Genomic DNA, 25,738 nt, shown 5'->3' with positions numbered 1-25,738 from the left:
TCAGGACTCCATGTAGCGGTAGTCGCGGACCGTGAGGTCCATGTTCAGAACTTTGGTGAAGAGGCCCGTCGCGACGAGTTCGGACATCGGAATCGTCACGCGGGTCTCGATGATCCCGTCGGTGACGCTCGTGTCGAGCGTGTAGGTGTTTTGGTCATAGGGAAGGAGCGCGCGCAGCCGCGCCATGGTGTCTTCGTCATTCTCGAACCGCCCGACCGAATAGGCGCGATCGACGTCCTGCACGATGCCGAGGATGCGGGACTGGGCGTTGAAAATGAGGGAAACGTCGACGGTTACCGCCAGCATTCCGACGAAAAGTGGCAACCAGAGCAGCGCCTCGATCGTCGTGGCGCCGTCTTCGGCCGACAGAAAACTCATTAATCGCTTCAAGGAGGGATACCCCGTGGCTGAAAACGTCCTTTTACATGTTCCTTAGGGAGAAAAAGGGAGTTGTCGCGGCGTAAATGTGGCGAAAAGTGGGTTACGATCAATAAATTAAGGTTTAACAGCAAGATTCTACGAGCGTGTGACCGGGGAGCGGTCTTTGTCGCGTGGCATTGCGCCGCCCAGCCGGCGCGCCTAGAACCGGGCCAGATCACAGCCCGCCTCGGAGCCCGCCCATGACGCCAGCCGCGCGCTATGCCGCCGCCATCGATATTCTCGACCGCATCCAGTCGGGCGAGGTGGCCGAGCGCGCGCTGACCAACTGGGCGCGCAGTCACCGTTTCGCGGGTTCAAAGGATCGCGCGGCGATCCGCGATCACGTCTTCGACGTGCTGCGCTGCAAGGCAAGCGCAGCGCTTGCCGGAGGCGGGGCCGGGGGACGCGCGCTCGTCGCCGGGTTGCTGCGCCTGCAAGGCGTCGATCCCGCGACGATCTTCACCGGGGAGGGCTTTGCGCCTGACCCCTTGTCCGAAGCCGAGCGCGCCGCGCTGCCCCATGCCTTGCCCGACGATATTGCCCAGCTGGACTGGCCCGATTGGCTGCGTGATCAGCTCGCTTCCGATCTTGGTGCGGATTTCGGCGCCATCTCCGAGGCGATGCGCGCCCGCGCACCGGTTTTCCTCCGCGTCAATCTTGCCAAGACGGACCGCGACCGTGCGATCGCGGCGCTCGCGAAGGACGGGATCGAAGCCACGCCGCACCCGCTGGCCGCGACCGCGCTGGAACTCGGCGCGGGGGCGCGGCGCATTCAGCAGGCAGCGGCTTACAAGGACGGTCTGGTGGAGTTGCAGGACGCGGCCTCGCAAGCGGCGATCGCGTCGGTGCCGCTCGGGCCCGGGGAGCGTGTGCTCGATTATTGCGCGGGCGGTGGCGGCAAGTCGCTGGCGCTGGCGGCAGCCTGTCCGGAGGCGCTGATCGCAGCGCATGACATCGATGCGGGCCGAATGCGCGATTTGCCCGCGCGCGCGAAACGGGCCGGGGCGAAGGTGTCCCTGCGCGCGCCGGGGGATCCGGGGACGGGCTACGATCTGGTTCTGGTCGACGCGCCATGCTCGGGCTCGGGAACGTGGCGACGCACGCCGGATGCGAAATGGCGTCTGAGCGCCGCGCGGCTGTCGGAACTCGTCGCCTTGCAGAGCGAAATCCTCGACGCCGCGCGCGGCTTTGTCGCCCCCGGCGGCCGTCTCGTCTACATGACCTGCTCGCTGCTTACGGTCGAGAATGGCGCGCAAATAGCCAATTTCGCCATGCGCCACGGCTGCGAGGTGCTGTCGCAGCGCCAGATCACGCCGCTCTCGGGTGGCGACGGGTTTTTCGTGGCCCATCTCCAGTTTTGAGTTTCCCGAACGGGCGCTCGCTTTCTCACGGCCGTGTGATTGACTCGCGCGTTCGCTGAAAGTCTAGTCTCGTTAATTGGGTTTTAAGTTTTTTGCCGCGCTATGGGACCGAGACGTCAGGCAGGGAGGAGAGTGTGGGGCGGAACGAATTGATGCTGCAGCCACTCTCGAAGACGATGGCCGCGCTGGCGCCAGGTGCGGTTTATCTGCTGCTTGCTGCAGGGATCGCGGCTGCGGTTGCCTTCGTGATGCCCGACGAGGTTGTGACCTGGGCCATGTTTTCCGTCGCCGGCACGCTCGTGATCACGGCGGGTTGGTTGCGGCTCGCCTTGGCGCAGGAGCGAAGGCGACGGGCGCGGCAGCAGGAAACGATCGCGAATTTCGTCGCCCATGACGCCGCGCCCAGCTTCACCACGGACCCGGAGGGCGAGATCGGCTATCAAAACCGCGCCGCGCTGGACCGGTTCGGCTCTCGCGGCGGGCAGGGGCTGGCGCGAACCCTTGCGGAACTTTTCGCCGATCCGGGCGCGGTGCTGCGTCGATTGCAGAGCAAGGCGGAGGCGAAGGGGGCCGCGCGCGAGGATCTGGTGACCCGGCGCGGCCATCTGCGTCTCTCGGTGCACCGCATCGGCTCTGGCGATTTTCTGTGGCGTCTCGAAGACATGGCCGAGAGGGCGATTGGCGGGCGCGGTGCGGAAACGATCAGCCTGCCGATGCTCACCGTCTCCAAGGGCGGCACGATTCTGTTCATGAACGAAGCGCTGAGGCGGCTCGTCGGAGAGCGGGTGCGGTCTCTCGACCGTATCTTCACCGATCTTCCGCTGCGCTCGGGCGAGGAGCATGAGATCAAGGGGCAGGATGGCCCGGTCACGGCAGTCGTGGCGCAGCTTCAAGGCGCAGGAGGACGATCCGAGGTCTATCTGCTCCCGATCCCCGGACCGCGCTCGGCAGAGGAGGGCGCGAATTTCGAGGCGCTGCCCGTCGCGATGCTGCGTCTTTCCGCACATGGCCGGGTGCGCGCGGCCAATCGCGCGGCGCGCGGCCTGTTGGGCCGGATCGAGCCGCAGTCCCGTCTGCCGGACTTGCTCGAAGGGCTCGGCCGCCCGGTCTCGGATTGGGTGAACGATGCCCTCGCCGGTCGTGCCGATGGCCGCCCCGAAGTGCTGCGCGCCCGACGCGGCGACAAGGAGGTCTTCCTGCAGGTCACCCTGTCGCGGATCGTGGAAAACGGACGCGCGGGGCTGCTGGCGGTGCTGTCCGACGCGACTCAACTCAAGACGCTCGAGGCGCAATTCGTGCAAAGCCAGAAGATGCAGGCGATCGGTCAGCTCGCGGGCGGGGTCGCGCATGATTTCAACAACCTGCTCACGGCGATCTCGGGGCATTGCGACTTGCTGATGCTGCGCCATGACAAGGGAGATGGCGATTACGCCGATCTTGACCAGATCAGTCAGAACGCCAATCGCGCCGCGGCGCTCGTCGGCCAGCTACTCGCCTTCTCCCGAAAGCAGACGCTGAAACCCGAAACCCTCGATCTGCGCGACACGCTGTCAGACCTGACCCATCTGCTCAACCGGTTGGTCGGCGAGAAGGTCGCGCTGAGCGTCAGGCACGAATGTGATGCCGGACGGGTGCGTGCGGATAAGCGGCAGCTCGAACAGGTCATCATGAATCTCGTGGTGAATGCGCGCGACGCGATGCCCGGCGGCGGCGAAATCCGGATCGAGACCGAAGCGTTCCACCTGGCCGAGAACCGCCCGCGCGACCGCGTCACGGTGCCCAAGGGCGATTATGTTGCGATCAAGGTCACCGATACCGGCTCCGGGATCCCCGCCGACAAGCTCGGCAAGATTTTCGAACCTTTCTTCACCACGAAACGCACGGGCGAGGGGACCGGGCTCGGCCTCTCCACCGCCTATGGCATCGTGAAGCAGACCGGGGGCTACATTTTCTGCGATTCCGTCATTGGCACGGGGACGAGCTTCACGATCCTGCTGCCCGCCTATGACTTGGCGGAGGAGGCCGAGGTGTCGCAATCGGCCGAGCCCGCGCCCGAGCCCGCGCCCGCGACAAAGGCGCCGGTGCCGCCACGCGCCGCAGCATCGACCATCGCGCCCAAGTTGGAGATCGCACAAACCTCCGTCCCTGACAGCCACGTCATCGCCGGTGACGCGACCGTACTTCTCGTCGAGGATGAACCGCCGGTTCGCGCCTTCGCCTCGCGCGCGCTCCAGCTGCGCGGCTACACCGTGCTCGAGGCTGAGAGCGCCGAAGAGGCGTTGGAATTGCTGGAAGACTCGGAGCTGAAGGTGGATATCTTCGTCACCGATGTGATCATGCCCGGTCTCGACGGGCCAAGCTGGGTGAGGCAGGCGCTCGAGGCGCGGCCGGGCACGCGCACGGTCTTTATGTCGGGCTATGCCGAGGAGGTGTTCCAGAACGGCAGCTCGCCGGTGCCCGACTCGGTCTTCCTGCCGAAACCTTTCTCGCTTGGCGAATTGACCGCGACTGTGCAGGAGCTCCTCTCACGCTAAGGCGCGGGTGACCCGATCGTAGAGCGCGAGATCTTCCTGCATCGCGGTCCGCAGCGCCTCCTCGGTCTCGGGGGCGAGCCCGGTCTCGACTGCAGGCGGCACGTTCACCCGCGGCAGGGTTATCGCGAAACCGAGCCGATCCTCGAGGAAATGCACGAAATCCTCGATCCGCTCATAGGGAAAAATCCGGTCGACCAGCGTGTTGCCATCGCCGTCGCACAGGAACGCCGACTGACTGGGCACGTCGCTGAACCCGGCGCGCGGATCGTCGATATAATCGCGCGCGAACTGGTCGAAGGAATAGCCGGCGGAGATGTCGCTCTCCTCGATCAAGTCGCGCAGCCGAAAGCGATAGAGCGAACGCAGCCAGTCGAGCGGCTCGCGCATCAGCGCGACCGTGGTAAAGCTCGCATCGGTTTTCGCGGCAAGAAGCGGCTCGAGATGGTCCCGGAAATTGCGGGCGGAGGCGTGTTTGAGAACCGCCGGACGTGTCAGCGCGACATCGGCGAGGGACTCCAGAGCGGTTTCGACCGCCGAGGAGCCCGCTTTCGGCGTGGCCAGAAAGACGAGTTTTTGTGTCCAGAAAATCAGCATCTTGGCGGGTCTAGCTCCTAACTCCGCCGGTGATAATCATTCGGTTCGCGTCGGTAAACCGTTTCTTAAGGGTAAATGCGGTTCAGTAGGGCTATCAGAATTTTATTGTAATGTTCATGTTTCGTGCGCATAGTGCGAGCAGAACATGAGGTGAACATCCGCGCGAGGGCGTCGCATTGCCGACCGGCCGTCGCTGTGAAATAAGGAAGCGGACAAATGGCAGTAGCGAAGCTTTTCGACATGGATAAATCTCCCAAGGCAGACAAGCAGAAGGCGCTCGACTCGGCGCTGGCGCAGATCGAGCGGCAGTTCGGCAAAGGCTCGATCATGAAGCTCGGCGGCGAGACGCCCGCTCGGGAAATCGAAGCGACGTCGACCGGCTCGCTCGGTCTGGATATCGCGCTCGGGATCGGCGGTCTTCCGAAAGGCCGGATCGTCGAAATCTACGGGCCTGAAAGCTCGGGCAAGACGACGCTGACGCTCCACGCGATCGCGGAAGAGCAGAAGAAGGGCGGCGTCTGCGCCTTCGTCGACGCCGAACACGCGCTCGACCCGCATTATGCACGCAAGCTCGGAGTCGATCTCGACGAACTGCTGATCTCGCAGCCCGACACGGGCGAACAGGCGCTGGAAATCGTCGATACGCTGGTACGCTCCGGCGCGGTCAGCCTCGTGGTGGTCGACTCGGTCGCGGCGCTCACGCCGAAGGCCGAGATCGAAGGCGATATGGGCGACCACACCGTGGGCGCGCAGGCCCGCCTGATGAGCCAGGCGATGCGTAAGCTGACCGCGTCGATCGGGCGTTCGAATTGCATGGTGATCTTCATCAACCAGATCCGGATGAAGATCGGCGTGATGTTCGGCTCGCCGGAAACGACCTCGGGCGGCAACGCGCTGAAATTCTACGCCTCCGTGCGCCTCGACATCCGCCGCATCGGCTCGATCAAGGATCGCGACGAGGTGGTGGGCAACCAGACCCGCGTGAAAGTGGTCAAGAACAAGGTCGCCCCGCCGTTCAAGCAGGTCGAGTTCGACATCATGTATGGCGAGGGTATCTCGAAGATGGGCGAACTGGTCGATCTGGGCGTCAAGGCGGGGGTCGTCGACAAGGCCGGCGCTTGGTATTCCTACGGGGACGAACGGATCGGGCAGGGCCGTGAAAACGCGAAAACCTTCCTGCGCGAACATCCCGATGTTGCCTACGAGATCGAGGATAAAATCCGCGCCAGCCACGGGCTCGAATTCGACAATCTGTCTGAAGACGACGCGCTGACCGAAGACTGATCTTCACCGCGAATTCTTGCAAAGGCCGGGAGCGCAAACTCCCGGCCTTTTGCGATTGCTGGACAGGGGGAAGGGCGGGCGTTAAACGGGAGCGAACAAGCCCGATCAGGCGAGACAGGACACTATGCCCAGCCTTAACGAAATCCGCTCCACTTTCCTCAATTACTTCGAGCGCAACGGCCACCGGGTCGTTGACAGCTCGCCCCTCGTTCCGCGCAACGACCCGACGCTGATGTTCACCAATTCCGGCATGGTGCAGTTCAAGAACTGCTTCACCGGGGTGGAGAAGCGTGACTACAACCGGGCGACGACCGCGCAGAAATGCGTGCGCGCCGGGGGCAAGCATAACGACCTCGACAATGTCGGCTACACTGCGCGCCACCATACCTTCTTCGAAATGCTGGGGAATTTTTCCTTCGGCGACTATTTCAAGGAAGGCGCGATCCCCTTCGCCTGGGAACTGCTGACCAAGGATTTCGATATTCCGAAAGAAAAGCTGCTGGTCACGGTTTACCATACCGATGACGAGGCGGCGGAGATGTGGAAGAAAGTCGCGGGTCTGCCGGACGAGCGGATCATCCGCATTCCGACCTCGGACAATTTCTGGCAGATGGGCCCGACCGGGCCGTGCGGTCCCTGCACCGAGATTTTCTTCGATCACGGCGATCACATCTGGGGCGGCCCGCCCGGCTCGCCCGAGGAAGATGGCGACCGCTTCATCGAGATCTGGAACCTCGTTTTCATGCAGAACGAGCAGTTCGAGGACGGCTCGATGCGCGCGCTCGACATGCAGTCGATCGACACCGGCATGGGGCTCGAGCGGATCGGTGCGCTGCTGCAGGGCAAACACGACAATTACGACACCGACCTGATGCGCCACCTGATCGAGGCCTCGGCCAACGCGACGGATGGCGCCCCGGACGGGCCGGGCAACGTGCATCACCGCGTGATCGCGGATCACCTGCGTTCGACCTCGTTCCTGATCGCGGATGGCGTGATGCCCTCGGCGGACGGGCGTGGTTACGTCCTGCGCCGGATCATGCGCCGCGCGATGCGCCACGCGCACCTGCTGGGCGCGAAGGATCCGGTGATGCACCGTCTTGTCCCCTCGCTGATCCGGGAGATGGGCGCGGCTTACCCCGAGCTTGGCCGGGCGCAGGCACTGATCGAAGAGACCCTTCTGGGCGAGGAAACCCGCTTCAAGACCACGCTCGATCGCGGGCTCAAGCTGCTCGATGAGGCGCTTCTGGACCTCCCCGAGGGGCAGAAACTGCCGGGCGAGACCGCGTTCAAACTCTATGACACGTTTGGCTTCCCGCTCGATCTGACGCAGGACGCTCTGCGCGAGCGGGATCGCGAGGTCGACACCGAAGGGTTCGACTCCGCGATGGAAGAGCAGAAGGCCAAGGCGCGCGCCAGCTGGTCCGGCACGGGGGAAGCCACCAATGCCGCGATCTGGTTCGACCTGTCCGAGAAACTCGGCGCGACCGAATTCCTCGGCTATGACACCGAGACTGCCGAGGGGCAGATCACCGCGTTGGTAACCGACGGTGCCGAGATCGACACAGCGACCGGCGAGGTTCAGGTCGTGGTCAACCAGACCCCGTTCTACGCTGAAAGCGGCGGCCAGATCGGCGATCGTGGCTGGATCGTGACCGACACAGGTAAAGCCGAGGTTACCGACACCAAGAAAGTCGCAGGCGTGTTCATCCATTTCGCGCGTGTGACCGAAGGCGAGATTGCCAAGGGGCAGGGCGCGAAGCTGGAAGTCGACCACGCCCGCCGCAGCGCGATCCGGGCGAACCACTCGGCCACGCACCTGCTGCACGAGGCGCTGCGCCGCACGCTGGGCGATCACGTGGCCCAACGCGGCTCGCTCAATGCCGAGGATCGTCTGCGCTTCGACTTCTCGCACAACAAGGCGCTCAGCCCGGAGGAAATCGCGAAGATCGAGCGTGAAGTGAATGAATTCATTCGCCAAAATACGCCGGTCGACACGCGGATCATGACGCCGGATGATGCTCGCGACCTGGGCGCGCAGGCGCTGTTTGGCGAGAAATACGGCGACGAGGTGCGCGTCGTCTCGATGGGCGAACTGGCCAATTCCGGCAAAGGCACGACCGGCAATATCTATTCGCTCGAGCTGTGCGGCGGCACCCACGTGAAGCGCACCGGGGATATCGGTACTTTCGTGCTGACGAGCGAAGGCGCGTCGTCGTCTGGCGTGCGCCGGATCGAGGCGCTGACCGGCGATATCGCGATGGCCGAACTGCGCCGCCGCGACAAGCTGCTCACCGAGATCGAAGGGCTGATCAAGACCTCCGAGCAGGATGTGCTCGGGCGTCTGCAGGCGATCCTCGACGAGCGCAAGGCGCAGGCCAACGAGATCGCGCAGCTGCGTCGCGAACTTGCGATGGGCGGTGGTGCTTCCGGCGGCCCGGACGTAAGTGAAATCAATGGCTTGAAGTTCGTGCCTCAAGTGGTGTCCGGCGTAACCGGCAAGGACCTTCCCGGCATCGTGGACGAGTTGAAGGACAAGGTCGGTTCCGGCGTGATCCTCGTCGTCGCGGATGCGGGCGGCAAGGCGGCCGTGGCGGCTGGCGTGACCAAGGACCTGACCGAGCGTGTGAGCGCGGTCGACCTGGTGAAGGCCGCGGCGCAGGCTCTTGGTGGGAAAGGCGGCGGTGGCCGTCCCGACATGGCGCAAGCCGGCGGGGCCGATCCATCGAAAGCCGAGGAGGCCGTTGCGGCCGTGAAAACTTTGTTGGAGGAACTTTGATGGCAGGCGCATTCTGGATCGCCCATGTAACCGTGAAAGACGCCGAGGCGTATGGCAAATATGCCGAAGGCGCGGGGCCCGCGATCGCGAAACATGGCGGGCGGTTCCTCGCCCGTGGCGCGCGTTACGTGCAGCTGGAAGGCAATGACCGGGCGCGCAACGTGGTTGCCTGGTTCCCCTCGCTGGACGCGGCCGAAACCTGCTACCGCTCCGACGACTATCAGGCGGCGCTGGCCCATGCCGACGGCGCGGCCGAACGCGATCTGGTGATCGTCGAGGCGATGGACGACGTCGAGTTCAAGTGAAGATCGTCGCGTAAATCGCTGATCAGAAGTCCGAAAAGGGGTGGCTGCGGCTGCCCCTTTTCGTTTTCGGGCGCGCCCAATTTTGCTCTGGACCTTTGGGCGGGCGACGGCTTATCTTCTCGCCATGACAACGAAGACCATCATCATCTGCTGCATTATCCGCTGACATCGTCACGCGGGCCGGTCTTCTCTTTCCAAAAACGACATGACCTTGTAAGCCCGCCGGCAGGTGCCGCCGACCCTTTGCGAGGACTTATGACCCAGATCCGTTTGCGCAATTCCCTGACCCGGAAGGTCGAGGATTTCCATCCCATCGATGCGAAGAACGTGCGGATGTATCTCTGCGGGCCGACCGTTTACGACCGCGCCCATCTCGGCAATGCGCGGCCCGTCGTGGTGTTCGACGTGCTCTACCGGCTGCTGCGCCACGTCTACGGGCCGGAGCACGTCACCTATGTGCGCAATTTCACGGATGTGGATGACAAGATCAACGCGACGGCGCTGGCGCGCAAGGAGGCCGGGGCCGAAGGGTCGCTCGAAGAGCTGATCCGCGCGCGGACCGAGGAGACCATCGGCTGGTATCATGCCGACATGGATGCGCTTGGGGCGTTGCGCCCGGATCGGGAGCCGCGCGCGACCGACTATATCGGCGCGATGATCGCGATGATCGAGACGCTGATCGCCGACGGTCACGCCTATGCCGCCGAGGGGCATGTGCTGTTCCGGGTGCGCAGCTACAAGGACTATGGCGCGCTGTCGGGTCGGACTGTCGATGACATGATGGCGGGGGCTCGGGTCGAGGTTGCGCCGTTCAAGGAAGACCCGATGGATTTCGTGCTCTGGAAACCCTCCGACGAGGGGCTGCCGGGCTGGGAGAGCCCGTGGGGCAGGGGCCGTCCGGGCTGGCATATCGAATGCTCGGCCATGTCTTACGAGCTGCTGGGTGCGTCGTTCGACATCCATGGCGGCGGGATCGACCTGCAATTCCCGCACCACGAGAACGAGATCGCGCAAAGCTGCTGCGCCCATCCCGAGGGCTCCTTCGCGAATTACTGGCTGCATAACGAGATGCTGCAGGTCGAGGGCAAGAAAATGTCCAAGAGCTTGGGCAATTTCTTCACCGTGCGGGATCTGCTCGACGGCCATGACGGCGAGAAGGGTATTCCGGGCGAAGTGATCCGGTTCGTGTTCCTGCAGACGCACTATACGAAGCCGATGGATTGGACGGCTGAGAAGGCGCGGGCGGCGGCTGCGACCCTGCGCAAGTGGCGGACAGCTGTTGATGGGGTCACACCTTCACCCGAGGCGGCGCCGGAGGTGATCGCTGCGCTCACCGACGATCTTAACACGGCGGGTGCCATCGCGGCGCTGCATCAAATCGATGATCCAGCAGTTCTGAAGGCTTCCGCTGCGATGCTCGGCCTGCTTGACGATGGGATGGGCGATTGGGTCGCGGCACCGGAGGCCGATCTCTCGGGGCTCGCCGACAAGCTCGTTGCTTTGCGTGCTAATGCGATGGAAACCAAGGACTTCGCGCCGGTCGATGCAATGAAACAGGCGCTCGTCGCGGCAGGTGTTGAGGTGCGCATGTCGAAGGCCGGGGTGGAATTGCTGCCCGGATCCGATTTCGACCCCGCCAAGCTGGAGGGTCTGTGATGGCTTACGCAACGCAGGTTTGCCCCCGGCCCGAGGGTGGGGGCATCTTCGCCCCCGCCCTGGGGGGCGGGTCGGGGGCGAACCGGATCGCAAGCGATCCGGTGGTTCTTGGACCCTTAGGGCGCGGCCCGACGTGCCGCTGGGCGGAACGTAACCTCGACGGAGGCAACCAATGACCAAACAACGCCTCTATCTCTACGACACGACGCTCCGCGATGGGCAGCAATCGGCGGGCGTCCAGTTCTCGGTGCCTGAGAAGATCGAGATCGCCAAGGCGCTCGACGCAATCGGCATCGACTATATCGAAGGCGGCTGGCCCGGGGCGAACCCGACCGACAGCGATTTCTTCGAAGCGCGGCCCGAGACGCGGGCAACCTTCACGGCTTTCGGGATGACCAAGCGGGCAGGGCGCTCGGCCGCGAATGACGACGTTCTCGCGGGCGTGATGAACGCGAATACGCCCGCCGTCTGCCTCGTCGGCAAGACGCATGACTACCACGTCACCACCGCGCTCGGGATCACGCTGGAGGAGAACCTAGAGAATATCCGCGCCTCGGTCGCACATATGGTGGCGCAAGGCCGCGAGGCGCTGTTCGATGCGGAGCATTTCTTCGACGGCTACAAGACGAACCCGGACTATGCGCTGGAGTGCTGCCGTGCGGCCTTTGAGGCGGGCGCGCGCTGGATCGTGCTTTGCGACACCAATGGCGGCACGCTGCCGGGCGAGATCGGCAAGATCGTCGAGGCGGTGATCGCGGCGGGCATTCCCGGCGACCGTCTCGGCATCCATTGCCATGACGATACCGGCAACGCCGTGGCGGGCAGCCTCGCCGCAGTTGAGGCCGGTGCGCGCCAAATCCAAGGCACGCTCAACGGTCTGGGCGAGCGCTGCGGCAACGCGAACCTGATCACGCTGATCCCGACGCTGCTCTTGAAAGAGCCTTACGCGTCGACGCTCGACACTGGCATCAGCCATGAGAGCCTGCGCGGGATCACCAAGCTCTCGCGCAAGCTCGACGATATCCTGAACCGGGTGCCGCTGCGCTCGGCGCCCTATGTGGGCGCCTCGGCTTTTACTCATAAGGCTGGTCTGCACGCTTCGGCAATCCTCAAAAATCCAGACACTTACGAGCATATCGATCCGGCTGTGGTGGGGAATACGCGGCTGATCCCGATGTCCAACCAGGCCGGCCAATCGAACCTGCGCGCGCGGCTCAAGGGGATGGGGATCGAGGTCGAAAAGGACGATCCGCGCCTCGCGCGTATCCTCGATCTTATCAAGGAACGCGAGGATCAGGGCTATGCCTATGACGGCGCGCAGGCGAGTTTCGAGCTTCTCGCGCGTGCCGAACTGGGGCAGCTGCCGAATTTCTTCGAAGTGAAGCGCTACAAGGTCACTGTGGAGCGTCGGAAGAACCGCTACGACAAGATGGTTTCGATTTCGGAAGCCGTCGTGGTGGTTAAGGTCGGCGGCAAGAAGATGCTCTCGGTCTCGGAAAGTATGGACGAGCAGGGCCATGACCGCGGCCCGGTGAACGCACTCTCGAAAGCTCTGTCGAAGGATCTGGGCCCCTATCAGAACCTCATCGACGACATGAAACTGGTCGATTTCCGGGTCCGTATCACCCAAGGCGGCACCGAGGCCGTGACCCGCGTCATCATCGACAGCGAAGACGGCGCAGGCCAGCGCTGGTCCACCGTGGGCGTGTCGCCGAACATAGTCGACGCGAGTTTCGAGGCGCTCCTCGACGCGATGATCTGGAAACTGCTGCGCGACGGGGCGCAACCGGCATGAGCGATCTGGCCGCCTCCCTGCAAGCGTCAGCCGAGGCCGTGCGCCAGGGCGATCCCGATCGCTTCGCCGCGACGATGGCCGCGCCCGCCGAACTGCGCGACCGCCTCTGGCCGCTCTACGCCGCCAATCTCGAGATCGCGCGCGCGCCCTGGGCTTCGTCAGAGCCGATGGTCGCCGAGATGCGACTGCAATGGTGGGTCGATGCCCTCGAGGCGCTGTCCGAACAGCGGGAGCCCCCGCACGAGATCGGCCCGGCGCTGGTGTCGGTCGCAGCGCCCGCCCGCCATCTGATTGCTGCCGCCGAGGCTCGACGCGCCGACTGTTGGCCCGAACCTTTCGACGATATTTCAAGCCTTTGGGCCTATCTCGACCAGACCTCCGGAGCGCTGTACTGGGCCGCTGCCGAGGCGCTCGGCGCGCCGAATGAGGCCGAGATCGCGGTGCGCAGTTTCGGCGCGGGCGCCGGGTTGGCGGCGCTTCTGCAGGCATGGCCCGACCTGGCTGCGCGCGGTCGTCCGCCACTTGCTGCGCCCGACGCTGAGACCTTGCGCCAGCTCGCGGCCGAGGGGCAGGCGCGCCTCGAGCCCGCGCGCAAGCTGCGGCTCGGCGCCGCCAAGGCCGCGCTTCTACCGGGATGGCAGGCGAGAGCCGTCCTCGCGCGCGCGCACGGCTCAGATGACCCGCTCGCGCCGGGCGCATTGGTGCTGTCGGAATTCCGGCGTCGCTCGGGCCTTCTGCGCGCCGCCTTGCTTGGTGTCTGAGCGCGTCTGCATCGTAGAGCGCAGGAAATTTTCCGAAGTTAGAGGAATCTTCAACTCTTCGCCGGATGGTGACCGCGATTGCCCCGATCTATCGGGTCGCTGCCGCAGTTCGCCGGAGGACGTTGATGCGCTTTTTCGACAATCTCAAACTCGGATTGAAGTTACCGCTGATGCTGGTGGCGATCGCAATGGTCGCACTGACGATCATGGGAATTTCTGCCTATCGCACCGCGCACGGGTTGCTGGAAAGCGAGGGGAGGCAGCGTCTCGGGCGGACGCTCGAGGCGCGCGCGGCGCTGGTGGAAGACTGGGCGCAGCGGCTTGCTTCCAACACGCGCACGATCTCGGCCAATCCCGACACGGCCCGGGCGCTTTACGAGTTCACAAGAAGCGTCGACAACCTCGACTCCGCGGCGATCGATAGTTTGAGAAACGGGACGGCCGAGGCCGGCGCGTCCGCGGGCGAAATGAGCGGCCCTCTGCGGGACTACCGCCTGCTGCAGGACCGCTATGGCCCTGTGATCGAACAGATTTTTGCTGAGCATGGATTGGACGATCTTTATCTGGTCGATCGCGACGGTCGCATCGTCTTCGCGGTTCGTGATCACGCCGCGATCGGCCACCCCCTCAGGGACGAGCCCGCCGGCCTGAAGGAGGCCGCGACAAAGGCTTTGGACTGGTTGAACGCGCCGCGGCGCATGGTGTCGGCAAGCACCGTCGCCGTGCCTCCGCCGCATTTCAACGCCGGCGAGGGGCGGTTTTTCGCAGCGCGCCCCGTGCGCAGCGGCACCGGCCTCAACCTCGGAGCGGTGGTCTTGCAAAAGCCCATGACACAGCTTGGGCAGATCATGGCCAACCCGCGCGGCATGGGCGAGACCGGTGAGGGGTTCCTGATAGATGCGGAAGGTCGGCTGATGAGCGACCTTCGCTTTCCTGACGCCGCACCGAAGCCGGGGGAGGCTTTGCCCGAGCCGACCCTGAATGCCGTGAAACAGGGGCAGGATGAAGTGACTTCGCTTTCGGGGCACCCGGCAATCGAACGAACATTGGCGCTCACCCTGTTCGATGAACCCTATTGGGCGGTCGTGGAACAGGACAGGGCAGAGCTTTTCGCGCCAGCTACGTCGCTCGCCCGCTCGATGCTTTTCAATGCGTCCTGGCTCATCCTTCTGCTTGCGGCGCTGTCGACCTGGATGGCGCGATCTGTCTCAAATCCCCTTAAAGGACTCGCGAAGTCCATTCGCAAGATTAGCGAAGGGGATTACACCGGTGAGATCGTGCAGACCCGTCGCGGCGACGAGGTCGGCGCGATCGCCTCGGCGCTGAGCAACCTGCGCAATGAGCTCGATCGTGCCGAAGCCATCCAGCGCGAGGCGACCCGACAAGGCGCAGCCTTTGCGAATGCCTCCGCCGCGCTGATGATCGTCGATCAGGATTTCCGCATCACGCATGTCAACCGTGCGCTGGTAGAACTGGTCGCATCCCGGATCAAGGAGTTTCGCGTCGTCAGTCCCGACCTTGATCCCGACGGTCTCGTTGGCCGGTCGATGGACGACTTCCATGCGGAGCGGCATCACGCGCGTGCGCTGCTCGATGATCCCGGCAAATTGCCGCTTCATGTCGATATCAAGGTCGGTGATGGCCGTTTCGGAGTCGACGTCACCAATTTTGTCGATGCCGACGGCAATCAGGCCGGTTTTGTCGTCGAATGGCAAGATGTCACCGAGCGTCGCATGAAGGATGCGCTCGTTTCGGCCATCGAGCGTGGCCAACTCGTTTGCGAAACGGATCCTGCGGGCTTGGTGACGCGAATGAACGCAAATATGCAGACGCTCCTTGGAGCGCAGGCGCAAAACCTGACAGGGCAGCCGCTGAAGGAATGGCTGAGCCCTATCGATGGCAGCGATCCTTGGCCCACGGTCGCCGCCGGGCAGTCCGTGACCGCCCGCTTCACGATGCGCGCCCCGGAGGGAGATGCCTACCTGCTCGACGGCACGCTGAATGGGATCTCGGACAAAGCCGGTCGCTTGATGAAGATTTTTCTCATGGCGAATGACGTGACTGCGGCAGAGACCGCTCTCACCACCGCGCAGAACCGCAACCTTGCAATGCTGGAGGCGCAGAAATCGGTGGTCGAGTCCTTGCAGGTCGGCCTTGCCGCCCTCTCCCGCGGCGACCTGAGCCTGACTCTCGACATGGAGTTCACCGAGGAATACGAGGCGCTGCGCAATGACTTCAATGATGCAGCGCGAAATCTCGCTGCAGCAATCGAAACCGTGATAGACAACGCGGCGGCGATCGATACCGAGGCACGTGAGATCGCGTCGGCCTCTGACGATCTCAGTCGCAGAACCGAACAACAGGCCGCCACGCTCGAAGAAACGGCTGCCGCGCTCGATGAATTGTCATCGTCTGTCACAACCTCGGCGCAAGGGGTGGCCGAAACGGATCGCGTGGTCTCCGAGGCCCGTAATAGCGCCGAGACATCGGGCGAAGTGGTGAAACAGGCAATTCAAGCTATGGGCGAGATCGAAACCAGCTCGCTTCAGATTTCCAAAATCATTGGCGTGATCGACGAAATCGCGTTCCAGACCAACCTTCTCGCACTTAATGCCGGCGTCGAAGCTGCGCGCGCGGGTGAAGCGGGGCGCGGCTTCGCCGTCGTCGCCTCAGAGGTGCGTGCCCTCGCGCAGCGCTCTTCGGAGGCCGCTCGCGAGATTGATGCCCTGATCACCGCGTCGAGCGAACAGGTTACGCGCGGCGTCGGCCTCGTCCATGAAACCGGTCGCGCCCTCGAGGGCATTCTCGGCGCGGTGATGGACATTTCATCGCGCGTTTCAGAAATAGCGGGCGGCGCGCGTGAACAGGCGGAAGGACTCAAGGAGATCAATACTGCGGTCAATCAGCTCGACCAGGTGACCCAACAAAACGCTGCAATGTTCGAAGAAACCACAGCGGCGAGCCACGCCTTGACCACAAACGCGACTTCACTGCGCGACATCACAGCGCAATTTACAGTCAATACGCAGTCACTCTCGCCGCCTGCGCGCGAGCGCTCCGAGTTGTCGCAAGTAACATCGAACGAAAGAGACGGGAACGTCGAGCTTTCGCGCGCGGTCGGCGACACGACGCCGCGCGCCGCCAGCTTTGCAGCCGAAGACTGGGAAGAATTTTGAGTTCGCGCGAGGGAAAACCAATGCCGGATGATTTTGCTTCCGCCAAACGGGTTCTCATCGTCGATGACTCCGCTACGATGCGTAAGCTCATTCGGGCGCGCCTCGCGACGGACCGGCGGCTTGTCGTGGTCGGCGAGGCGGCAGACGCGTTCGAGGCGCGCGAAAAAATAAAAATGCTTTTGCCCGATGTGATCACGCTCGATGTCGAGATGCCGCGAATGAGCGGTCTAGTTTTCCTCGAACGCCTCATGCGTTTACGGCCGATCCCCGTGGTCATGGTGTCGACAGAAACACATAAAGGATCGCGTGCGGCAATCGAAGCGCTCGCCCTCGGAGCGATTGACTGCGTTGGAAAGCCCCGGTTCGGTAATCTCGAAAGAAGTTTCGAAGTGCTTCCGGAAATTCTTCTCGCAAGTGCGAACGCGCGACTACCTCAAAGAGCGCGTGATCGCGCCGCGATTACACCCGCGCGAAACTTTCGGTGGGACGGTCAAATCGTGCTTATCGGTTCCTCGACCGGTGGTGTCGACGCGCTTGAGACGATACTGAAAGGGTTTCCCGGGAATTGCCCTCCCACCCTCATCGCGCAACATATGCCGGAAAGCTTCCTAGCGAGCTTCGCCGAACGACTCGATCGCATGATAGCGCCAAACGTTCGCCTCGGCATGACGGGGACGTCTCTTGAGCAAGGTCATGTTTATCTCGCGCCTGGTGGCGCAACGCATCTCACGGTTCGAAACGCGAAAGCTCCTGAACTCGCATTGATCGAGAGCGAGAAGCGAAACGGGCATCGCCCGTCAGTAGATGTGCTATTCGAATCTGCGGTCGAGATAGCGGCGAAGGCGGTCGCTGTTTTGCTCACCGGTATGGGAAGGGACGGGGCGGAGGGAATGTTGCAACTTCGCAGAGCTGGAGCACATTGTTTCGCCCAAGATGAAGCGACATCGATCGTTTTTGGAATGCCGCGTGCTGCTCTTGAACTTGGAGCCGCGTCCTATTCGGTTCCGCTGGAAGAGATTTCGCAAGAAATTCTGACTAGATCTGCTCAGATTTCCGCGCCGGAAGGCAAGGTGGGTGGTACATGAGCGCCGTTGCTTCAGGTCGGCCAATCCACATTTCGCAAGGTGAGTTTCTTGTCGCAGGAGCGGGAGCGCAATCTATCACGACCATCCTTGGTTCCTGTGTGGCCTGCTGTCTTTACGATGGGAAAGCGCGTGTCGGCGGAATGAATCACTTTCTCTTGCCAGATACCACCGGCTCAACTTTTCAAGCGGCGAGCTTTGGTGTGAACGCAATGGAACTGCTGATAAATGAACTGATCAAGCAGGGTGCGCAACGTGGTGACCTTTGCGCGAAGCTCTTCGGTGGCGCGCGCATGGTCAATGGACTATCGGATATCGGATTGAAGAACAGCAAGTTCTCAATCGAGTTCCTCGCCAAGGAGGGTATCCCCTGTGTCAGCCAAAGCCTAGGGGGCTCGCAAGCTCGTCGGATAGTGTTTTGGCCTGACACCGGGCGAGCGCGCCAGAAGCTGCTCGGGGATGCAAAGGTTCTTGAACGCGAGATTGCACCAGCGCCATCTCTCGACATCGAGTTGTTCTAGTACGTCGGATGAAAAACACGTTACCTTCCTTCGTAGTTCGGGCATGGCTCAATCGAGTCGCAAAATGTATTCGGAAGCTCAGCTACTTCAAAACCAACTGACGTCACCGTCAGTGGCGCGTTTTTGAAACTCGGCAAAATGCTCGGGATCGAGAGCTGCTGCAAGGTCTTGAAGCCGAAGTGAGGCAAAAACCGTGTCTGCGTCGCAGGCGAGGTCGGGCGATATCTGCTCAGAGAGCTTGTTGACGAAAGCCCCGAGGTCTTCAAGAGATTGACTTATGAAATCAATGCTTTGAATCTCACGAACGATATGCGGCGAGAGATCGCCGTCAATCCCGCTTGCTGAAAGCGTTTTCTGGAGTGAAACCGACAAGCGAGCGAGCGTTTCCAATTCTCGCCCGACGCGTGCGGTGATGTCTCTGACTGGGAGTTGGCGGGCGTATTGCCGCATTACAAACGTCCCACGACAGCTTCGATACACGCTTTCAGTTCGGGCGGGGTGAATGGTTTCTTGATGAAGTTGTTCATCCCAAGACGTCGGCCAGTCTCGATGATTTCGCGATCGGCTCGTCCGGTGATCAGGATAAATCCTAGCCCCTTCGTGCGTGCGTTCTTTCGCATTGCCTGAAGGAACTGCAAGCCGTCCATTCCGGGCATGTTGTAGTCAGAGATCACAAGATGAACGGGCTTGGCTTCGAGGCTCTGAAGTGCGCTTTGACCGTCGGTCGCGTATCCGACCTGTCGAATACCCATCGCGTCGAGCGCTTGCATAATGAGACCTCGACTCGTCGACATGTCGTCGACCACGAGGATACGCAATTGGTCTCTCAATGCCATGAAGTCAGATCCTGCTGGTTCGATTAGTCAGTTGATAGGTCGTGACGCCTGCGGTTCGGAGATTCGAGTGTTTCCCGTCCGTTACCCGTTCAGAATGGCCAACAAAGAGGTATCCCCCTGGTGTCAGCTGTTCTTCGAACCGCTCCCAGAGCAGGGCCTGCGCTGCCGGCGCGAAGTAGATGACGACGTTGCGACAAAAAATCACGTCGAATTTTCCGCGCATTGGCCAGCGGTCGTGGAGATTGAGTTCACGGAACTGCACAAGACCGCGAAGGTTCGAGACAACTTGATAATCTTCGCCTTCCTGTCGAAAATATTTTTTGCGCAGGTTCTCTGGCACCGCCTCAAGCGCAGCTGCGGGATACCTCCCCTTCGCGCCCTGTTCGATCATGAGAGGATCGATGTCGGTTGCGAGGATGCGCAGGTTCAGGGTCGCGAAATCGGGAGCGAGCTCGGCTATTGTCATGGCCATCGAGTAGGCTTCTTGACCGTTCGAGGATCCCGCTGACCACAGACGAACGCGGCCTCCGCGGCGGGCTTCTTCCAGGAGGGGGGGGAGCACTACTTGGCGCAGTGTCTCGAAGTGGTGGTTCTCGCGGAAGAAATGGGTGACATTCGTCGTGAGAGCCGAAACCATGCGACGGCATTCGTCGCGCCCCCCCTCGGAGCTCACGAGCGCAATATAGTCCTTGTAGGTTGCGAGCCCCAAGGCCCTGAGCCGTTTAGCAAGACGGCTTTGGACCATCGAGGTTTTGCCGGGCGCGAGCACAATGCCCGTCGTGTCGGAAAGGAGCTGTGCGATCGCTCTAAACTCCGCCTCTGTCGGCGCGACTTGCCCCAATGTGGACTGCGGAGCGTTCATGCGGCCTCGATCGCCTCTTGCGGGAGTACGGACGTGAGGTCGAGGATCCGGATCATTCGGCCTTCGACGATCGTGAGCGCCGAAATGTAGCGTTGCGAGATGTCGGCGTTGAGATCGGGCGGAGGTTGCATCTCCGAACGGGGGAGGGCGAGGATGTCGGAGACCGCGTCGACAAGGAGGCCTGCAGTTTGCCCGCCGACCTGAACGACGATTATCACGTTGCGAGCATCGCCTGCGACCGGTTCCATTCCCAGGCGAACGGAAAGATCTACAACGGGCAGAACCGTGCCACGCAAGTTGATCACGCCGCGTACGAAGGTGGGCGCGTGGGGCAGTGGGGTGGCGCGGGTCCAACCGCGGATCTCGCGGACCGACATGATGTCGACGCTGTATTCCTCTTCGCCCAGACGGAAGGAGAGGAGCTCGACTTCGGCGGCTTCAGATTTGGACGAATTGTCTTCGGTCATGGCTTATCCTGCGAGTGAGAGATCGATGGCGCGGGTGTTGCCCGAGGCGGTTTGCACGAGATCGGCAGGGTCGAGAATGAGCGCGATCTGACCATCGCCGAGGATTGTCGCCGCAGCGACGCCCGGAATGTGGCCGTAGGACTGTTGTAGGCCTTTGATCACCACCTGCCGTTGCTCGAGTATTGAATCGACGACAAGTGCGGATCGGGCGCCGTCTTCCTGCGCTGTGAGCAGGACGACATCTCCGCTATAGGAGTTCTTCGGGTCTCGGTATCCGAGTTCCGCGCCGAGATCGAAAAGGGGCACGAAGGCACCGCGCAGGTGGATCACATTGGTCGATGGCCCAAGTGCGCGGATGTCTTCACTTGTTAGCGTGGCCGTTTCAAGGATCGACGAGAGAGGCACGACGAGGGTTTCTCCGGCGACGTTGACGACCATGCCGTCGAGCACGGCGAGTGTCAGCGGCAGGGAAATCGAAAAGCAGCTGCCTTTGCCGGGGGCGGAGGTGATCGAGATTCGACCGCCGAGGGATTGAATCGAGCTTTTGACGACGTCCATGCCGACGCCCCGACCTGAAAGCGCCGAAACCTGATCGGCGGTGGAGAAGCCGGGCAGGAAGAGCAGGTTGTCGATTTCGCTGTCCGAGAGTTGGGCATCGGCGGCGATCAGGCCTTTTTCGACCGCTTTGCCGAAGACTTTCTTGCGGTTGATGCCGCCGCCGTCATCGCTGACTTCTATGACGACCCGGCCGGAGCGATGGTGGGCCGAGAGGGTGACGATGCCTTCGCGTGGTTTGCCTGCGGCCACGCGCGTGTCCGGGGCTTCGAGACCATGATCGACGGCGTTGCGGATCATGTGGGTGAGTGGATCGGCGAGGCGTTCGATGACGGTCTTGTCGACCTCGGTGGTCTCGCCTTCGGTCTTTAGGCGGACATCCTTTCCGATTGCCGAGGAGGCCTCGCGAACGATCCTGGCCATTCGCTGGAACAGCGGTTTGACCGGCTGAGCGCGGATCATCATTACGCTGTCCTGGATGTCGCGAGTGAGCATCATGAAAGCTTCGAGCCCAGTATTTACGGCTGAATTGGGCGGAAGCCCGGCTTCGGCGACGGATTGGGCGAGCATCGCTTGGTTGATCACCAATTCGCCGACAAGGTTCACCAGACGATCGATCCGCTCGATGTCGACGCGCACCGTGGCACCTTGTTCGGCGGCCGGCGCGGGGGGGGCGGCGGCTGCGGGCTGCGCAGCGGTTGGCTTCGCAGTCTCAGCTTGATGCCCGGTGGGGGACGGATCGGCCTTGCGCGAGGGGGCTGCGGGCGCGGCCTCGGCTCCCTCTTCCGCTCGGGGAGGGGCGGCGTTTTCCGAACTCTGCGCTTCCGATTCAAGATCTTGGCCGTCGTCTTCCTCTTCGTGGGCGTATTCGCGCAGTTCGCTATCGATGCCGGGGAGCCCCGCGGGGGGCACTTCGGGTGTTTCTAGTGTCGGGGAGATATCGAGCTGACAGACATCTTCGACGAATTCGAAGACCTCGCGAATTTCGTCTTCACCGATATCGCCGGTGATCTGTACCGACCAGCCGAGATGGTTCTCCTCGGCGTCGAGCGCGTCGAGCGACGGGACCGCAGTCGTGTCGGTCACGACGGAGATATCTGCAATATCGGAAAGGGCTCGCAGGAGTTGGAGCGGTTCGTTGCCAGAGGCGTAGAGAGCGGTATCCGGGCGGAACTCCAGGTTGAATCCCGACGGAGGTGCCTCCACCGGCACGAAATCGAAGTCGAGATCGAGCGCAAGACCCATAGGTTGGAAATCTGAAACCTCATCGTCTTCCGCTTCCGCCACGCGCTCTGCCCCGCTCTCGCCCAAAAGCGCTTCGAGAGACTGCAGGCACGCCTCGGCGGTTGCGGGTTCAGGTGAGCCTTCGCGGGCGGCATGGATCTCGTCGGTGAGCAAATCGGCCGCTTGAAAGAATAGTTTCACCGCTTCGGGCGTGAGGGCGAGCCTGCCTGAGCGCAGTTCGTCCAGCACGGTTTCGAAGCGATGGGCGAAAGCGACCAGCGCATCGAGGCCGAAGGCGCCGGCGCCGCCCTTGATCGAATGGACCGCCCGAAAGACGACGTTGATCGTTTCGCCATCGTCGGCCCCTTCGTCGAGGTCGGAGAGCGCGTCTTGCAGGCTTTCGAGCAGCTCTTCGCATTCGATGAAGAAGGACGCTTTGATTTCTGCCATCGGGTCGGACATGTCGCGCTCCTTACCCGGCAACCATGTTGAGCGCCTTGACCAGCTTGGTCGGGTCGAAAGGCTTCACGATCCAGCCGGTCGCCCCGGCGGCGCGGGCGCGGGCTTTCAGCTCTGCCGCGGATTCGGTGGTGAGGACGAGGATCGGGGTGGCGCGGTGGCGTTCCTGGCCGCGCACAGCCTCGATGAAGCCGAACCCGTCGAGGCGCGGCATGTTGATGTCGGAGATTATCGCGTCAGGCTCCAGCCCGTCGAGAACCTCCAGCCCGTGCACGCCGTCTTCGGCGAGATAAAGCTCCATCCCGGCGTGTTCGAGGGTGAGTTTGAGCATGTCGCGAATGGTGCGGCTGTCGTCGACCGCGAGGACTTTCAGGGTCATACGGCCTCCGCATCCGGCTGATGTTGCAGATCGGCGCGCGAGAGGCCGAACCGGGCGAGCGCGCTTTCGAATGCCTCGGAGCTGGACGTGATCTCGAGGCGGTGGCCCGCGCTTCGTGCGGTTTTCGCCGCGGACACCAGCAGCTGTAGCCCAAGCGCCCCGAGATGGGTCACGTTGGAGGCATCTAGCGCGACGTCCTGCGTCGCCACGCATGTCAGCGACTCATGCAGCGAGCGCACGGTCGCAAGATCGATCCGGTCGGGCAGGGTAAGCGCAGTCATGGCGCCACCGGAAAGTCACGAAGGCAGGGCGTACGCATCGGCAACCTCTTTCAAACACATCCGTGAAAGAGGTCTAAGTTCAAGCCGTTAAAATAGGCTTGACGGAAACGCGCCTATCGCGACATCCGCGAAGAAAGATAGGAGGCGCAGCCCTGCAGCGCTGCGTAATCGTCTTCGATCACATAGACCGGGAAGGCGCGCAGGAACTCCGAGAAGCGGCCCTTGGCCTGCATCGCTTCGGCGAAGCCGAATTCCTCGAGCCACGGCACGACGCCGCGCGCCGCGCCACCGATCAGGTAGATGCCGCCGAAGGGCAGGTGGGTCAGCGCCAGATCACCCACGACACGGCCCAGCATCTGAACGAACAATTGCCCCGCCGCGACGGCTTTCTCCTCGCCACGGGTGATCGCTTCGAGGATTTCCTGCCCGGACGTGGTCGCGTCTTCCTCTCCCCGGAGATAGGCGTAGAGACGTTCCAGACCGCGGCCCGACACGACATGCTCGACACTGGCGAAATCATGTTTCGCATCGAGATAGGTCTTGAGCGCGAAATCGGCCTCGGTCTCGATCGGCAAGGTGGTGTGTCCGGCCTCGGAAGGGGGGACGACGCGGCCGCCGGGGCCCTCGTGCACGGGAGCCGCGTTGAAGCCGGTGCCTATGCCGACCACCAGCCGCGCGGAGCCTTCCTTCGCGGGCAGCCCGGGCAGGATCGGACGCACGGCATCCTCGGCGAGACTTCCCAGCGCATGACCCTGCGCCTGCAGATCGTTGAGCACGAAGACCTGATCCGTCCCGGTCAGGCGCGCGATATTGTCGGCACGGATTATCCAGGCGAGATTGGTCATCTCGGCCACGTCGTCGCGCACCGGGCCGGCGGCGGCGACGCAGGCACCCGCAATGGGACCGCAATCCTCGTCGCGGATATATTCAGCGAGAATCTCCTCCAGCGCACCGCGGCCCAGATTGGGATACCGACGGATCGTGGAATGGATCAGCTTGCCGTCGCGGGCCATCGCGACCCGGGTATTGGTGCCGCCGATATCGGCCAGCAGGGTGATTTGATCGCTCATCCGCGGCTCCCCAATGCGTCTTTCCATGCCAGATAGGACGCTTTCGGGGTGCGCTGCAAGCTGTCGAAGTCCACGTGGACGAGCCCGAAGCGTTTCTCGTAGCCCAAGGCCCACTCGTAATTGTCCATCAGTGACCAGCCGATATAGCCCTTCACGGGGGTGCCCTCGGCGATCGCGCGCTGCACGGCGGCGAGGTGCTCGCTGTAATAGGCGATGCGATGCGGGTCCTCGACCTTGCCATCCTCGACCACGTCGGGCGCGGCCATGCCGTTCTCGGTCACGTAGAGCGGCAGGTCACCGGTATATTCGCGCGAGAGACGGGTCAGGAACTGATAGAGCCCCTCGGGATAGATCTCCCAGCCCATCGCGGTTTTCGGCAGCGGGCCGTCGACCTCGTGATGCGCGGGCCACGGGCCCTCGGTGGGCGCGATGCGCTTGCAGGTGTAGTAATTGAGCCCCAGCCAGTCGAGCTTCTCGCCGATCAGAGCGAAATCGTCTTCCCAGTTATGCGGCATGTGCGGCGCGAAGGCTTCCATCACCTGCTCGGGGTAACGTCCCTTGAAGATGCCCTCAACGAAGAAGCGGTTGTAATAGGCATCATAGAGATCTGCAGCGGCGGCGGCCTCGGGGCTGTCATCGGCGGGGATCGGGTATTCCAGATTGCATACCGCGCCGAGGTTCTTCATCCCGTGCGCGCGCATCACACGCGTCGACTTGCCATGGGCGAGCAGAACGTGATGCATCGCATGCGCCGTCGCGCGAATGTCGCGCAGGCCCGGCGCGTGATGGCCGAGGAAGTGGCTCAGCCAACTGACGCACCAAGGCTCGTTGATCGGGGCGGCGGACCAGATCCGGTCGCCCAGACGATCCGCGATGACCTGCGTGAAGTCGGCGAACCAGGAGGCGATATCGCGGTTGCGCCAACCACCCTTGTCGGCGAGCGGCGCGGGCAGCTCCCAGTGATAGAGCGTGAGCGCCGGTTTCAGCCCGCGCTCCAGCATCCCGTCGACCAGTCGGTCGTAGAAGTCCAGACCCTCGCGATTCACCGGGCCGCGCCCTTCGGGCATCACGCGCGCCCAGGAGGTCGAGAAGCGGTAGATGTCGAATCCCGCATTGGCGATCAGGTCGAGGTCTTCTTCCCAGCGGTGGTAGTGATCGCAGGCCACGGCGCCATTCTCGGCGCGCACGACATTGCCCGGTGTGGCGGCGAATGTGTCCCAGTGGGTCGGGCCTGCGCCACCAAAGGAATGGCCCTCGATCTGGTAGGAGGAGGTGGCGACGCCGAACTGGAAATCGGCAGGAAAATCAGAGCGTTTCGGGAGCATCTTCATCCTGTG

General features: G+C 62.8%; 22 protein-coding genes. 11 read left to right on the top strand and 11 right to left on the bottom strand.

The annotated features are described in order from the left end of the window. Complete coding sequence (locus B6V72_RS02550) at positions 1-378, bottom strand: TadE family protein (RefSeq protein WP_088722735.1); 378 nt, start codon at positions 376-378, stop codon at positions 1-3. Positions 379-620: 242 nt separating this feature from the next. Between B6V72_RS02550 and B6V72_RS02545 the strand changes: the two genes are divergently transcribed. After that, positions 621-1,781, top strand: coding sequence for an RsmB/NOP family class I SAM-dependent RNA methyltransferase (locus B6V72_RS02545; RefSeq protein ID WP_088734508.1), 1,161 nt, complete (start codon positions 621-623; stop codon positions 1,779-1,781). Between the two features lie 152 nt (positions 1,782-1,933). Beyond that, positions 1,934-4,315 (top strand): ATP-binding protein, encoded by a 2,382-nt coding sequence (locus B6V72_RS02540; protein ID WP_088734506.1) that lies wholly within the window; start codon positions 1,934-1,936, stop codon positions 4,313-4,315. On the opposite strand, the gene B6V72_RS02535 is transcribed toward B6V72_RS02540, so the two are convergent. After that, on the bottom strand, positions 4,307-4,909 hold the full coding sequence (locus B6V72_RS02535; protein ID WP_088734504.1) for a hypothetical protein: 603 nt from the start codon (positions 4,907-4,909) through the stop codon (positions 4,307-4,309). The two genes, B6V72_RS02540 and B6V72_RS02535, sit on opposite strands and share 9 nt — an antisense overlap. Before the next feature lie 216 nt (positions 4,910-5,125). On the opposite strand from B6V72_RS02535, the gene recA reads away from it, so the two are divergent. From recA to B6V72_RS02490, 9 genes are all read left to right on the top strand, one after another. Further along, on the top strand, positions 5,126-6,193 hold the full coding sequence (gene recA, locus B6V72_RS02530; RefSeq protein WP_075776496.1) for a recombinase RecA: 1,068 nt from the start codon (positions 5,126-5,128) through the stop codon (positions 6,191-6,193). 124 nt (positions 6,194-6,317) lie between these two features. Then, complete coding sequence (alaS, locus tag B6V72_RS02525) at positions 6,318-8,972, top strand: alanine--tRNA ligase (RefSeq protein ID WP_088734502.1); 2,655 nt, start codon at positions 6,318-6,320, stop codon at positions 8,970-8,972. After that, positions 8,972-9,277 (top strand): DUF1330 domain-containing protein, encoded by a 306-nt coding sequence (locus tag B6V72_RS02520; RefSeq protein ID WP_088734500.1) that lies wholly within the window; start codon positions 8,972-8,974, stop codon positions 9,275-9,277. Before alaS ends, B6V72_RS02520 begins: the two co-directional genes overlap by 1 nt. 255 nt (positions 9,278-9,532) lie before the next feature. Next, positions 9,533-10,933, top strand: a complete 1,401-nt coding sequence (gene cysS, locus B6V72_RS02515) for a cysteine--tRNA ligase (RefSeq protein ID WP_088734498.1) — start codon at positions 9,533-9,535, stop codon at positions 10,931-10,933. A gap of 172 nt (positions 10,934-11,105) precedes the next feature. Continuing rightward, positions 11,106-12,728 (top strand): citramalate synthase, encoded by a 1,623-nt coding sequence (cimA, locus tag B6V72_RS02510; RefSeq protein WP_088734496.1) that lies wholly within the window; start codon positions 11,106-11,108, stop codon positions 12,726-12,728. Then, positions 12,725-13,489 (top strand): squalene/phytoene synthase family protein, encoded by a 765-nt coding sequence (locus tag B6V72_RS02505; RefSeq protein ID WP_088734494.1) that lies wholly within the window; start codon positions 12,725-12,727, stop codon positions 13,487-13,489. The genes cimA and B6V72_RS02505 overlap by 4 nt, the downstream gene beginning before the upstream one ends. A gap of 125 nt (positions 13,490-13,614) precedes the next feature. Further along, complete coding sequence (locus B6V72_RS02500; protein ID WP_168172993.1) at positions 13,615-16,665, top strand: methyl-accepting chemotaxis protein; 3,051 nt, start codon at positions 13,615-13,617, stop codon at positions 16,663-16,665. A 20-nt stretch (positions 16,666-16,685) separates the two neighbouring features. Then, positions 16,686-17,750: a chemotaxis response regulator protein-glutamate methylesterase gene (locus B6V72_RS02495; RefSeq protein WP_088734490.1), complete on the top strand. Its 1,065-nt coding sequence runs from the start codon at positions 16,686-16,688 to the stop codon at positions 17,748-17,750. Continuing rightward, entirely contained in the window at positions 17,747-18,268 is a 522-nt protein-coding gene (locus B6V72_RS02490) for a chemotaxis protein CheD (RefSeq protein ID WP_075776489.1), read from the top strand. Before B6V72_RS02495 ends, B6V72_RS02490 begins: the two co-directional genes overlap by 4 nt. Before the next feature lie 87 nt (positions 18,269-18,355). On the opposite strand, the gene B6V72_RS02485 is transcribed toward B6V72_RS02490, so the two are convergent. The 9 genes from B6V72_RS02485 to B6V72_RS02445 all read right to left on the bottom strand — a co-directional run bounded on the left by B6V72_RS02485 (position 18,356) and on the right by B6V72_RS02445 (position 25,726). Continuing rightward, on the bottom strand, positions 18,356-18,718 hold the full coding sequence (locus tag B6V72_RS02485) for a hypothetical protein (RefSeq protein WP_088734488.1): 363 nt from the start codon (positions 18,716-18,718) through the stop codon (positions 18,356-18,358). Next, complete coding sequence (locus B6V72_RS02480) at positions 18,718-19,104, bottom strand: response regulator (RefSeq protein WP_075776487.1); 387 nt, start codon at positions 19,102-19,104, stop codon at positions 18,718-18,720. The genes B6V72_RS02485 and B6V72_RS02480 overlap by 1 nt, the downstream gene beginning before the upstream one ends. A gap of 4 nt (positions 19,105-19,108) precedes the next feature. Further along, positions 19,109-19,966: a protein-glutamate O-methyltransferase gene (locus tag B6V72_RS02475; RefSeq protein WP_088734486.1), complete on the bottom strand. Its 858-nt coding sequence runs from the start codon at positions 19,964-19,966 to the stop codon at positions 19,109-19,111. Further along, positions 19,963-20,433 carry a chemotaxis protein CheW gene (locus tag B6V72_RS02470; protein ID WP_088718650.1) on the bottom strand — a complete coding sequence of 157 codons (471 nt, stop codon included), beginning with the start codon at positions 20,431-20,433 and terminating at the stop codon, positions 19,963-19,965. The genes B6V72_RS02475 and B6V72_RS02470 overlap by 4 nt, the downstream gene beginning before the upstream one ends. 3 nt (positions 20,434-20,436) lie before the next feature. After that, positions 20,437-22,674, bottom strand: a complete 2,238-nt coding sequence (locus B6V72_RS02465; protein WP_088734484.1) for a chemotaxis protein CheA — start codon at positions 22,672-22,674, stop codon at positions 20,437-20,439. Positions 22,675-22,684: 10 nt separating this feature from the next. Beyond that, a complete protein-coding gene (locus B6V72_RS02460; protein ID WP_075776484.1) occupies positions 22,685-23,050 on the bottom strand; it encodes a response regulator in 366 nt (121 codons plus the stop codon). Continuing rightward, entirely contained in the window at positions 23,047-23,331 is a 285-nt protein-coding gene (locus B6V72_RS02455; RefSeq protein ID WP_088734482.1) for an STAS domain-containing protein, read from the bottom strand. Before B6V72_RS02455 ends, B6V72_RS02460 begins: the two co-directional genes overlap by 4 nt. Before the next feature lie 113 nt (positions 23,332-23,444). Continuing rightward, positions 23,445-24,401: an ROK family protein gene (locus B6V72_RS02450; protein WP_075776482.1), complete on the bottom strand. Its 957-nt coding sequence runs from the start codon at positions 24,399-24,401 to the stop codon at positions 23,445-23,447. Then, positions 24,398-25,726 (bottom strand): GH1 family beta-glucosidase, encoded by a 1,329-nt coding sequence (locus tag B6V72_RS02445; protein WP_075776481.1) that lies wholly within the window; start codon positions 25,724-25,726, stop codon positions 24,398-24,400. The genes B6V72_RS02450 and B6V72_RS02445 overlap by 4 nt, the downstream gene beginning before the upstream one ends. Between the last annotated feature and the right edge of the window lie 12 nt (positions 25,727-25,738).

Origin of the sequence: Thioclava sp. F34-6 (assembly GCF_002213235.1) — a bacterium.
GTDB lineage: Bacteria > Pseudomonadota > Alphaproteobacteria > Rhodobacterales > Rhodobacteraceae > Thioclava > Thioclava nitratireducens.
Note: the sequence above shows the minus strand (reverse complement) of the source record. Positions and strands in the feature narration are given on the sequence as shown.

Excerpts from the sequence above, each read along its gene's own strand:
- B6V72_RS02550 (WP_088722735.1), bottom strand. The coding sequence starts at position 378 with ATGAGTTTTCTGTCGGCCGAAGACGGCGCCACGACGATCGAGGCGCTG.
- B6V72_RS02545 (WP_088734508.1), top strand. The coding sequence starts at position 621 with ATGACGCCAGCCGCGCGCTATGCCGCCGCCATCGATATTCTCGACCGC.
- B6V72_RS02540 (WP_088734506.1), top strand. The coding sequence starts at position 1,934 with ATGCTGCAGCCACTCTCGAAGACGATGGCCGCGCTGGCGCCAGGTGCG.
- B6V72_RS02535 (WP_088734504.1), bottom strand. The coding sequence starts at position 4,909 with ATGCTGATTTTCTGGACACAAAAACTCGTCTTTCTGGCCACGCCGAAA.
- recA (WP_075776496.1), top strand. The coding sequence starts at position 5,126 with ATGGCAGTAGCGAAGCTTTTCGACATGGATAAATCTCCCAAGGCAGAC.
- alaS (WP_088734502.1), top strand. The coding sequence starts at position 6,318 with ATGCCCAGCCTTAACGAAATCCGCTCCACTTTCCTCAATTACTTCGAG.
- B6V72_RS02520 (WP_088734500.1), top strand. The coding sequence starts at position 8,972 with ATGGCAGGCGCATTCTGGATCGCCCATGTAACCGTGAAAGACGCCGAG.
- cysS (WP_088734498.1), top strand. The coding sequence starts at position 9,533 with ATGACCCAGATCCGTTTGCGCAATTCCCTGACCCGGAAGGTCGAGGAT.
- cimA (WP_088734496.1), top strand. The coding sequence starts at position 11,106 with ATGACCAAACAACGCCTCTATCTCTACGACACGACGCTCCGCGATGGG.
- B6V72_RS02505 (WP_088734494.1), top strand. The coding sequence starts at position 12,725 with ATGAGCGATCTGGCCGCCTCCCTGCAAGCGTCAGCCGAGGCCGTGCGC.
- B6V72_RS02500 (WP_168172993.1), top strand. The coding sequence starts at position 13,615 with ATGCGCTTTTTCGACAATCTCAAACTCGGATTGAAGTTACCGCTGATG.
- B6V72_RS02495 (WP_088734490.1), top strand. The coding sequence starts at position 16,686 with ATGCCGGATGATTTTGCTTCCGCCAAACGGGTTCTCATCGTCGATGAC.
- B6V72_RS02490 (WP_075776489.1), top strand. The coding sequence starts at position 17,747 with ATGAGCGCCGTTGCTTCAGGTCGGCCAATCCACATTTCGCAAGGTGAG.
- B6V72_RS02485 (WP_088734488.1), bottom strand. The coding sequence starts at position 18,718 with ATGCGGCAATACGCCCGCCAACTCCCAGTCAGAGACATCACCGCACGC.
- B6V72_RS02480 (WP_075776487.1), bottom strand. The coding sequence starts at position 19,104 with ATGGCATTGAGAGACCAATTGCGTATCCTCGTGGTCGACGACATGTCG.
- B6V72_RS02475 (WP_088734486.1), bottom strand. The coding sequence starts at position 19,966 with ATGAACGCTCCGCAGTCCACATTGGGGCAAGTCGCGCCGACAGAGGCG.
- B6V72_RS02470 (WP_088718650.1), bottom strand. The coding sequence starts at position 20,433 with ATGACCGAAGACAATTCGTCCAAATCTGAAGCCGCCGAAGTCGAGCTC.
- B6V72_RS02465 (WP_088734484.1), bottom strand. The coding sequence starts at position 22,674 with ATGTCCGACCCGATGGCAGAAATCAAAGCGTCCTTCTTCATCGAATGC.
- B6V72_RS02460 (WP_075776484.1), bottom strand. The coding sequence starts at position 23,050 with ATGACCCTGAAAGTCCTCGCGGTCGACGACAGCCGCACCATTCGCGAC.
- B6V72_RS02455 (WP_088734482.1), bottom strand. The coding sequence starts at position 23,331 with ATGACTGCGCTTACCCTGCCCGACCGGATCGATCTTGCGACCGTGCGC.
- B6V72_RS02450 (WP_075776482.1), bottom strand. The coding sequence starts at position 24,401 with ATGAGCGATCAAATCACCCTGCTGGCCGATATCGGCGGCACCAATACC.
- B6V72_RS02445 (WP_075776481.1), bottom strand. The coding sequence starts at position 25,726 with ATGCTCCCGAAACGCTCTGATTTTCCTGCCGATTTCCAGTTCGGCGTC.